Origin of the sequence: Massilia sp. Root335, from assembly GCF_001425685.1 — a bacterium.
In the GTDB taxonomy this organism is placed as follows: domain Bacteria; phylum Pseudomonadota; class Gammaproteobacteria; order Burkholderiales; family Burkholderiaceae_D; genus Telluria; species Telluria luteola.
In genome coordinates this window covers 152,096-161,864 of sequence record NZ_LMCY01000028.1, presented here as the reverse complement: position 1 = coordinate 161,864, position 9,769 = coordinate 152,096, and the positions used below count along the sequence as shown (strand labels likewise).

Genomic DNA, 9,769 nt, shown 5'->3' with positions numbered 1-9,769 from the left:
GCGGGCCGCCGGGCAGGTCGATGGCCAGTTGGCCGCGCCAGGCGACCGCCGCGACGAGCGTGTCGCCGCGCGGCGCCAGCGCCGTGACGCGCTGTTCGCGTTCGGCGAACATCGTCCGCGCCTGTTCCGCCAGCACGCGGAAGGCGTCGCGGCCGTCGCTGGCCGCGGTCAGCTGCCCGCCGGACCAGTTTTCGAAGCGCACGTCGGAGCTCAGGGTCGCGAGCATGCCGTCGACATCGAAGGCGTTGTAGGCGGCCACGTAGCGCTCGATGAGCGCCAGGGCCGACGGGGCGATCGTCTGCTGGGTCATACGGTTCTCCTTGTCGTGGTTCAGGCGAAGCGCCAGGCGATGGCGGAAGCGTCGTCCGCCGTCTTGGCCGCGAGGCCGGCGGCCTCCTTGCCGGCTTCGAACGCGCGCAGCTCGTCGAGCAGCGCATCCAGCCCGCGCGCGCGGCAGGCGTCGAGCAGGCTGGCGTCCCCGTGCAGGCCGTAGGTGTCGACGAGGCGGTACAAGCCGTCGCTCGCGACCAGCAGCAGCGCGCCCGGCGCCGCCGTCGCCCGCGCCGTGCGCGCCGCGAACGGGCCGCGCGGCTCCAGGCACAGGACGGCCGGCCGCAGGGCCGTATTCTGTTCGTGGCGGCGCGCGCGCAGCATGGGCAGCAGGCGCGTCCAGCGCGCGGCCGGATCGAGGATGCCCTCCGCGACGAGCGCCGCGACGGCCGCCTGCGTCGCCTGTTCCTGCGGATTCTCGAACGGGTCGAGGTCGCGCACGGTGCCGTCCGGCGCCTGCAGGAGGACCTTGCTGTCGCCCAGGCAGAACAGTTCCAGCGCATGGGCGCCGGCCGCATCCGGGTCGCGCACGCGCACCCACGCGAGGGTCGCGATGGGCCAGGCGTACGGCGGCACGTCCGCGCTGCCGCCGGCCGCACGGTACGCGGCGCGGGTGCCTTCCAGTGCTTCCAGCACGAGCGCTTCCTGGCTCGCATCGGCGCGCAGCACGCGGCCCAGGTCGTGCGCGAAGCGGCGCACGAACCATGCCGGATCGCTGGCGCCGGCCGCCACGCAGCGCTCCGGGGTGAGCGGCGTCGCGCCGTCCATCAGCACCAGGTCCGTGACGCCGTCGCGCTCGAACACGACGACCACGTCCTCGTTGATCCTGCCCTTGCCGGCCGCCGAAGCGAGGCTGTAGCGCATGCGTTCTCCCGGAAGTGTTGTCTCCGTTACTATAAGCGATCCCGGTGACGCACGGATGACCCCGTGTGCGGTGGATATTCGAGAGTTTGTCGTGCGGGGTTTTCGCGTACGATGCCGGACAGGCCATTCCCGGCCCGCCATCCTGAGGACCCCATGACGTTCATCGAATCCATCCAGACCTGCTTCCGGAAATACGCCACCTTCGACGGCACGGCGCGCCGGTCCGAATACTGGTGGTTCTTCCTGTTCAACGTCATCGCCGGCGCGATCCTGGGCCAGGTCGGCACCGTGCCGTCGGTGATCTTCACGCTCGCGATGCTCCTGCCGTCGCTTGCCGTCGCCACGCGCCGCCTGCACGACACCGACCGCAGCGGCTGGTGGCAGCTGATCTGCTTCGTGCCGCTGATCGGATGGATCGTCCTGATCGTGTTCCTCGCCCAGGAAGGCAAGGCCAACCGCTACGGCGCCGCGCCGGCCTACGCGGTCTGAGGCCCGGTCACAGCAGCCGGATGCCCGGCAGGTTGCGCAGCGACGTCTCGCGCATCACCTGCACGAAATCGTCCAGGTACGCGTCGTCGCGGCCGCCGTCCCGGGCCGCCTGGCGCGTGACGGCGTACAGGCGTCCCGTCAGCCCTGCCCGCCCGATGCGCTGCTGCGCCACGTAGCCGCGCTGCAGGTAAGTCTGCACGGCCCACAGCGGCAGCGCCGCGAAACCGCGGCCGCTCGCCACCAGCTGCAGCATCGCCACCGTCAGCTCGGTCGTGCGGCGCGGCGGTTCCACGCCCGCGGGCCGCAGCACCTGGCGCACGAGATCGAGCATCTCGTCCGGCACCGGATACGTGATCAGGGTCTCGCCGGCGAAATCCGCCGCGTCCAGATGATCGCGCGCCAGCAGCGGATGGCCCAGCGGCAGGATGGCGACGATGTCGAACTCGAACAGCGGATGCACCGCGACGTCGCGCTCGTCCGCGTCGACCTCGGAGACGATGGCGACGTCGGCCCGGTCCTGGTGCAGCAGGCCGACGGGGTCGGACTGGAAGCCCGACACGATGTCCTGTTCGACTTCCGGCCAGCGCAGGCGCAGCGCGTCCATCGACGGCATCAGCCAGTCGAAGCACGTGTGGCATTCGACCGCGATGCGCAGCTTGCCGGCGCCATGGCCGCCCAGGCGGGCGACGTCGCGCTCCGCCTTTTCCACGGCCGGGATCACGGCCTGCGCCAGTTCCAGCAGGCGCCGCCCGGCCGGCGTGAACGCGACGGGCGCCGACTTGCGCTCGAACAGCGTCAGGCCGTAGAACTCTTCCAGCGCCTTCAACTGGTGCGACAGCGCCGACTGCGTCACATTCTGCAGCGCCGCCGCGCGCGACACGCTGCCCGATTCGAGGAGGGCCAGCAGGGTGCGCAGGTGGCGCAGGTCGAGGATCGAGGTCGGCATGAGTGGAATTCATCTTTGCAGAAAAATAATTCGTTTGAATTATGCCGGCCGCCCGTCGATGATGACAAGCATTATTCATCCAGATGAGGCAACAACATGATCAAAATTCATATTCTCGGCTACCCCCGCATCGGCGCGCAGCGCGAACTGAAATTCGCGCTGGAGCGCCACTGGCGCGGCGAGATCGACGAGGCGGCGCTGGAAGCCGTTAGCGCCGACCTGCGCGCGCGCCACTGGGCCGAGCAGCGCGCGGCGGGCCTCGACTTCGTGAGCGTGGGCGATTTCGCCTTCTACGACCAGGTGGCCGACCACGTGCTGCTGTTCGGCTGCGCGCCCGCCCGCTTCGGCTTCACCGGCGCCGAGACGCCGCTGCAGCAGCTGTTCACGCTGGCGCGCGGCGTCGCGACCGAAGCGCCCGCGGCCTGCGGCTGCGGCCACGCCCACGGCGCCCCGGCGCACGGCAAGCCGGCGCTGGAAATGACCAAGTGGTTCGACACGAACTACCACTACCTCGTGCCGGAATTCGACGCGGCCACCCGCTTCGGCCTGGCGCCGGACCGCCTGCTGGACCAGGTTGCACAGGCCCGTGCGCTGGGCCATCCCGTCAAGGTCACGCTGATCGGCCCCCTGTCCTTCCTGTGGCTCGGCAAGGCCAAGGACGGCGCCGACCGCCTCGCGCTGCTGGACGCCCTGCTGCCGTACTACTGCGCCCTGCTGGCGCGCCTGAAGGCGGCCGGCGCCGACTGGGTCCAGCTGGACGAGCCGATCCTCGGCCTGGATCTGCCGGGCGACTGGTCGCTCGCGTTCGAGCGCGCCTATCACCTGCTGAACGGCGCCGGCGTGCCGCTGCTGCTGGCCACGTATTTCTCGCCCCTGCAGGAAAACCTCAGCCTCGCATGCAAGCTGCCCGTCGCCGGCCTGCACGTGGACGGCGTGCGCGCCCCGGAAGAACTGGGCCCGGTGGCGGACTGGCTGCCGGCCCACAAGGTGCTGTCGGTCGGCATCGTCGACGGCCGCAACATCTGGCGCGCCGACCTCGATGCATGCCTGGCGCGCTTGCGGCCCCTGACCGAGCGCCGCGCCGGCGAGCTGTGGCTGGCGCCGTCGTGCTCCCTGCTGCACGTGCCGTTCACGCTGGCGCACGACGCCGCCCTCGACGCCGAACTGCGCACCTGGCTGGCCGGCGCGCGCGAAAAGCTGGACGAGCTGCGCATCCTGAAGCAGGCGCTCGACGGCACCGGGCAGCCCGCGGCACTGGCGCCGGCCCGCGCCGCGCTGGCGTCGCGCCGCGCCAGTGGGCGCGTGGCGCGGCCGGACGTCGCCGCCGCGCTGGCGGCGCTGCCGCCCGACGCCGACCGCCGCACCGCGCCGTTCGCGCANNAGGCGGTGCAGCGCGCCCGCCACGCCCTGCCCGCGTTCCCGACGACGACGATCGGCTCGTTCCCGCAAACCGCGGCGATCCGCGCGGCGCGCGCCGCCTGGCGCCGCGGCGAACTGCGCGACGCCGACTACGACGCCGCGATGCGCGCCGAGATCGCGGATGCCGTGCGCGTGCAGGAAGACCTGGGGCTGGACGTCCTCGTGCACGGCGAGGCCGAGCGCAACGACATGGTCGAATACTTCGGCGAGCAGCTGGACGGCTTCGCGTTCAGCGCCAACGGCTGGGTGCAGTCGTACGGCTCGCGCTGCGTGAAGCCGCCGATCCTGTACGGCGACGTGCACCGTCCGGCGCCGATGACGGTGGGCTGGACCACGTATGCGCAAAGCCTCACGGAACAACCGATGAAGGGCATGCTGACCGGCCCCGTCACCATCCTGCAATGGTCGTTCGTGCGCGACGACCAGCCGCGCGCCCTCACCTGCGCCCAGATCGCGCTGGCGATCCGCGCCGAGGTGGCTGACCTGGAACAGGCCGGCATCGGCATCGTGCAGATCGACGAGCCGGCGCTGCGCGAAGGCCTGCCGCTGCGCACGGCCAGCCGCGCCGCCTACCTGGACTGGGCCGGCCGCGCGTTCCGCATCGCCGCGAGCGGCGTCGCGGACACGACGCAGATCCACACCCATATGTGCTACGCCGAGTTCAACGACATCCTGCCGGCGATCGCCGCGCTGGACGCCGACGTCATCACGATCGAGACGAGCCGCTCGGACATGGAATTGCTGGCGGGCTTCGGCGCCTTCGCCTACCCGAACGAGATCGGCCCGGGCGTGTACGACATCCACTCGCCGCGCGTGCCCACGACGGACGACATGGTGCGCCTGCTGCGCAAGGCGGCCGCCGTCATTCCGGCGGGGCGGTTGTGGGTGAACCCGGACTGCGGCCTCAAGACGCGCGCCTGGCCGGAGACCGAGGCGGCGCTGCGCAATATGGTGGCGGCGGCGCGGGTGCTGCGCGCGGAATCGCACACCGCGTAGGGTGGACACCCCGCGCCCACGCGTAACGCCAACGTATCGCGCCCGTCACGCGTGTGCACAGGGGTGCACACCCTACGCCGGGTGGATGCCGCGCGTCGTGAAATACGCTTCGAGCGTGTCGCGGTCGGCCGCGCGGTCCACCAGCGCGACGTAGGCATCCGGCCGCACGAGATAAGCCGCGTCGCGCGTGAGGCCGGCCGCCTGGCAGGCGTCGCACCAGTCGTAGCGGTACAGCGCCATGCCGCGGCCCGCGCACCACGTTTCCAGCACCGGATGCACGGTGCCGTACACGTGCACCTGCCACGCGATGGCGGACAGCGGCTCGTGGTTGTCCGGGCCGCCGTAGCCCGTCCACGGGAGCCGGTCGCCCCCGCGCACGTGGCCGACGTGGCCGGCGGACAGCGGGCTGTCGGGATAATGGATGCCCGTCTGCGACAGCACGCGGAACATGAAGGACCGGATCGGATCGATGCCGTAGGCGGCCGACGCGAACAGCGGCGCGATGCGGGTGCGGACGAAGTCGGCGAAGCCGCCCTCGGCGATAACGAACGAAAACACGCGGTCCGTCGTCTCGACCAGCTTGCGGGCGAACGCCTTGCGCTCGGCCTCATAGCTGTCGACGAGGCTGTCCGGCGCGCGGCCCTGCAGCACGTGCGCGAGTTTCCAGGCCAGATTGACGGCATCGCCGATCCCGGTGTTCATGCCCTGGCCGCCGGCCGGGCTGTGCACGTGGGCCGCGTCGCCCAGCAGCAGCGCGCGTCCGGACCGGTAATGGCCGGTGACGCGGTGGTGCACGCGGTACGTGGAAAACCAGTTGACGCGCTCGATCGTCAAGCCGAGGCTGGAAATGGCGCGCTGGCGCACGTCGTCGAACTCGAGGTCGCGCCCCAGCTTCGCCGCGTCGTCGCGCACGGCGCCGATCAGGCGCGCGCTGCCCTTCTCGTCGTAGGCGAACAGCGCGGCGAAATCGCCGTCTTCCAGCGACAGGTGGATTTCGCCGTTCGCGGACGGCCCCGTCACGTCGACGTCGGCGACGTAGAACGTGTGCTCGTACGTGCCGCCCTCGAAACCGGTGCCCAGCTGGTGCCGCACGATCGAATGGGCGCCGTCGCAGCCGGCCAGCCAGGCCGCCTTGCAGATCGACTCGCCCGCGGGCCCGCGCAGGCGCGCGACCACGCCTTCCGCATCCTGCTCGAAGCCCACCAGCTCCGTGTTGCGCTCCACGTGCACGCCCGCTTCTTCGAGCCGGCGCACGAGTACGCGTTCGTGGCGGTCCTGCGGGTAGATCAGCACGAACGGATAGGGTGTCAGCTCGCGGCCGGCATCGCGGAACGACAGGCGCGCGCGCCGTTCGCCCTTGACCCACATGTTGATGGCCGGGTTGCGCAGCCCGCCTTCCACGATCTCGTCCGCCAGGTCGAGCTGGCGGTACAGTTCCAGGGTGCGGGCCTGCACGGCCATCGCGCGCGAGCTGGTGCCGGGGCCCGCGCTGCGGTCCACGATCCGCACCTTCACACCCTGGCGCACGAGCCACAGGGCCAGTACGAGGCCGGTCGGTCCGGCGCCCGCGATCAATACTTCGGTATCGTCCACAATCGCCTCCGCTTCACAGAGTTGATGACAGGAATGCGCCGCCGCATGCGGCGCACCGCAACGATACAGGAGTATGCCGGGCGCGTCGCGCCGGAATCCGCTTGCCGGGCCGGGCCGGCCGGAGCGCCGTCAGCCGCCCGCTTTCAGGCGCGCGGACAGCTTGCGCACATCGTCCGCCTGGGCGAAGCGCATGTCGCCGGCCAGCAGGCTGTCCAATTCCTTGCGCGCGCCGTCCTTGTCGCCGCTGGCGGCCAGCGCGGCCGCCAGGTGGTAGCGGATGTCGCGCGCCTTGGGCGCCAGCGCATGCGCCGCGCGCAGCACGGTCACGGCGCGCGCCGCGTCGCCCGTGCCGACGAGGATCCAGCCCAGCGTATCCATCACGTCCGGCCGTTTCGGCGCGCCGCGCAGCGCCGCTTCGGCGGTCGCCTGCGCGCGCGCGTCGCCCAGCGCCTGGTAGCACACGGCGAGATTGTTCAGGGCGACGGCGTTGTCCGGCTGGCGCCGCAGCACGGCTTCAAGCTGCGCCGCGGCGCGTTTGAAGTCGCCGGCGCCGATCCAGGTCTGGGCGCGGTAGGCCTGCGCGCGCAGGTCGTCCGGGTGCGCCGCCAGCCATTTGCCGAGGCGGCTCTCCGCTTCCGCCACGCGGCCGGCCTCGCGCAGCGCGCTGTCGATCTTGATCGCGAGTTCGTTCGTCGTGTGCAGGCCGTAGGCATGCTCGTACGCGGGCAATGCGGCCGCCGGCTGGTGCTTGGCCATCAGGATGTCGCCCTGCAGCTGGAAGCCGGCCGCGCCCTGCGGATGCTGGCGCTGCATGCGGTCGGCGAGCATCAGCGCGAGATCGGGCGAGCCCTTGCGCACGTACAGCGCCGCGAGTTCGAGCTGGGCCGACGGGAAGTCCGGCTGGATCGCCAGCACGCTCTTGAGGTCGTCCTCGGCTTGCGTCGGGTTGTTCGACAGCAGGCGCAGTGCCGCCACCTGCATCAGCGCCGGCGCGGAGCGCGGCAGCGCCTGCGCCAGCTGCTTGTACGATTCCAGCGCGGCCGGCAGGTCGCCGCGCGCCAGCTGCGCCTTGCCCTGCAGGTCGAGCAGGTCCGGGTCTTCCGGATGGCTGACCTGCAGGCGGCGCGCCAGGTCCAGCGCCTTGTCCGCCTGCTGCGTGCGCAGGTATTGCGCGCACAGTTCGACCCCGGGACCGATCGCACGCGGGTCGACGGCGGCGGCCTGCTCGAGCCAGTGCGTGACCTGGGCCTGGTCGTGGGCCCGGCCGGCCAGCGCCGCCAGGCCCGCCATCGCGTCGACGCTGGCCTTGTTCCGGGCCAGGAAGGCCAGCAGGATTTGGCGCGCCTCGCCCGGCTGCTGCGCGTCGAGCGCCAGCTGCGACAGGCCGGCGGCGGCGCGGTAGTACGACGGATCGAGCGCCAGCGCGTGCGCGAAGCTGGCGCGGGCCGCGTCGGGCTTGCCCTGCGCCGCCAGCACCTGGCCCTTGAGGGCGTGCACCAGCGGCTTGCCGGGCTGGGTGCGTTCCAGTGCGAGCGCCGCGTCCAGGGCTGCGTCGCGCCGGCTCAGCTTGAGGTTGGCCTGCACGAGCGCCTCGCCCGCTTCGAGCGAGTTCTTGTCGAGCGTCGTCGCGGCCTGCAACTGGCGCACGGCGTCGTCCGTCGCACCTTCGCCCAGGCGCGACAGGCCCAGCCCCGTACGCAGCGACGCCGATGTGGAATCGAGCGCGCTCGCGCGGGCGAACAGGTCGGCCGCCTGGCTGAAGCGGTGCGACTGCATGTCGGCGTCGGCGGCCAGGCCCAGCACCTGGGCGTCCAGCTGGCGCGCGTCCAGCATGGGTTCCAGCACGGCGCGCGCGTCGTCCGCGTGGCCCGAGCCGATCAAGGCCTGCGCCAGCATCTTGCGCGCGTACACGTTGGCGGGATTGCGCTCCAGGTAGCGGCGGAAGTATTGCTCCGACTGGTAATACGACCCGAGCCTGAGGTCGACGGCGCCGGCCAGCAGCACGCTCGGCATGTGGTCGGGCACGGCCTTGAGCACCTTGTACAGCACGTCGCGGGCCGCGTCCGGCTTGTCCGTCGAATAGTCGAGCAGCGCCTGGGTATAGCCCACCAGCAGGCTGGCGGGTGCGCCCTTTGCCGCCAGGTCCAGCTCGGCCTGGGCCAGTTGCGGGCGGCGCAGGCCGATCGCCAGATAGGCTTTTTCCACGTGGGCCGTGCGGTGCTGCGGGCTGACGGCCAGCACCCGGTCGTACAGCGCCAGCGCCTGTTCCGGATGGTCCCCGGCGCGCACCAGGTCCGCCTTGAACATCAAGGCATCCACATTGCGCGCATCGCGGGCCAGCACGCGGTCGGCGTAACCGTGCGCGGCGTCGCCGCGCCCTTCGACGATCGCGAGCCGGCCCATGCCCACGAGGGCCGCCGGGTCGTCCGGATGCTGCGCCAGCACGTGTTCGTAGGCGGCCCGCGCCTCGTCGTTCTTGCCCAGCGCCAGCGAGGCGTCGCCGCGCGCGACGCTCAACGCCGGGTCGTCGGGCCCGCCTCTCGTCTCGTCCAGCGCCTTGCGGTGCTGCCCTTCCATCACGAGCGCGGCGGCCAGCGCGGCCAGGGCCGGGCCGCGCGCGTAACCGCGGTCCAGCGCCTGCCGCGCTTCCTTTTCGGCCGTCGTGCTGTCGCCGAGGTCGAGGTAGGTCCGGGCCAGCAGGTAGCGCGTTTCCGTGCTGGCCGGTTCCGCGTCGAGGGCGTTCTTGAGGACGATGAGCGCGCCCCGGAAATCCCCCTGGCTGCGCAGTTGCACCGCGTGCGCGCGCTGCTGGGCGGCGGTCGGCCGGTTGCAGGCGGCCAGCGGCGCGACCAGGACGGCCGCCAGCAGGACGGTCGCCAGGCGGCTGGCGCGGCGCGGGTGCGCGGGAGGTCGGGTCGGCATCGGTGATCTTGATATGGATTAATCGCTTATTTTCGTGGTGCAAGGCCCGATAAGGCAAGCAAAACCCATCGGGCATCGCCGTGATACCACGGCGCACTTTTTGGTTGCAAAAAAATCACAACCGCTTATTGATATTAAATAATTTATTTACAAGTTAAGTTTATCTGTGGCATGATTGCGTTTGAAACTGGTCAACGTGCGAATATTTGA

Annotated in this window: 7 protein-coding genes and 1 pseudogene; 3 read left to right on the top strand and 5 right to left on the bottom strand. The window is 71.2% G+C overall.

The window, feature by feature from the left end; genetic code table 11:
- Both ASC93_RS30850 and ASC93_RS16485 read right to left on the bottom strand, forming a co-directional pair.
- A partial coding sequence (locus ASC93_RS30850) for a nuclear transport factor 2 family protein (RefSeq protein WP_157201977.1) occupies window positions 1–310 on the bottom strand: 310 nt, incomplete at its 3' end.
- Between the two features lie 20 nt (window positions 311–330).
- Window positions 331–1,194 carry a protein phosphatase 2C domain-containing protein gene (locus ASC93_RS16485; RefSeq protein WP_056444346.1) on the bottom strand — a complete coding sequence of 288 codons (864 nt, stop codon included), beginning with the start codon at window positions 1,192–1,194 and terminating at the stop codon, window positions 331–333.
- 153 nt (window positions 1,195–1,347) lie between these two features.
- Between ASC93_RS16485 and ASC93_RS16480 the strand changes: the two genes are divergently transcribed.
- A complete protein-coding gene (locus ASC93_RS16480) occupies window positions 1,348–1,683 on the top strand; it encodes a DUF805 domain-containing protein (protein ID WP_056444344.1) in 336 nt (111 codons plus the stop codon).
- Window positions 1,684–1,690: 7 nt separating this feature from the next.
- Here the strand turns inward: ASC93_RS16480 and ASC93_RS16475 are convergent, their stop codons facing one another.
- Window positions 1,691–2,629 (bottom strand): LysR family transcriptional regulator, encoded by a 939-nt coding sequence (locus ASC93_RS16475; protein WP_056444341.1) that lies wholly within the window; start codon window positions 2,627–2,629, stop codon window positions 1,691–1,693.
- 96 nt (window positions 2,630–2,725) lie between these two features.
- Here ASC93_RS16475 and ASC93_RS32180 point away from each other — a divergent pair.
- Together ASC93_RS32180 and metE are read left to right on the top strand one after the other, a co-directional pair.
- Window positions 2,726–4,008: pseudogene (locus ASC93_RS32180) on the top strand (5-methyltetrahydropteroyltriglutamate--homocysteine S-methyltransferase); the annotation flags it as partial.
- 2 nt (window positions 4,009–4,010) lie between these two features.
- A partial coding sequence (metE, locus tag ASC93_RS32175) for a 5-methyltetrahydropteroyltriglutamate--homocysteine S-methyltransferase (protein WP_229412754.1) occupies window positions 4,011–5,044 on the top strand: 1,034 nt, incomplete at its 5' end.
- Window positions 5,045–5,116: 72 nt separating this feature from the next.
- Here metE and ASC93_RS16465 read toward each other — a convergent pair.
- The gene (locus ASC93_RS16465; protein ID WP_056444336.1) at window positions 5,117–6,637 is read right to left on the bottom strand and encodes an FAD-dependent monooxygenase; all 1,521 of its coding nucleotides are present in this window, start codon (window positions 6,635–6,637) and stop codon (window positions 5,117–5,119) included.
- A gap of 129 nt (window positions 6,638–6,766) precedes the next feature.
- Window positions 6,767–9,559 carry an XrtA/PEP-CTERM system TPR-repeat protein PrsT gene (prsT, locus tag ASC93_RS16460; protein WP_056444333.1) on the bottom strand — a complete coding sequence of 931 codons (2,793 nt, stop codon included), beginning with the start codon at window positions 9,557–9,559 and terminating at the stop codon, window positions 6,767–6,769.
- Window positions 9,560–9,769 lie beyond the last annotated feature (210 nt).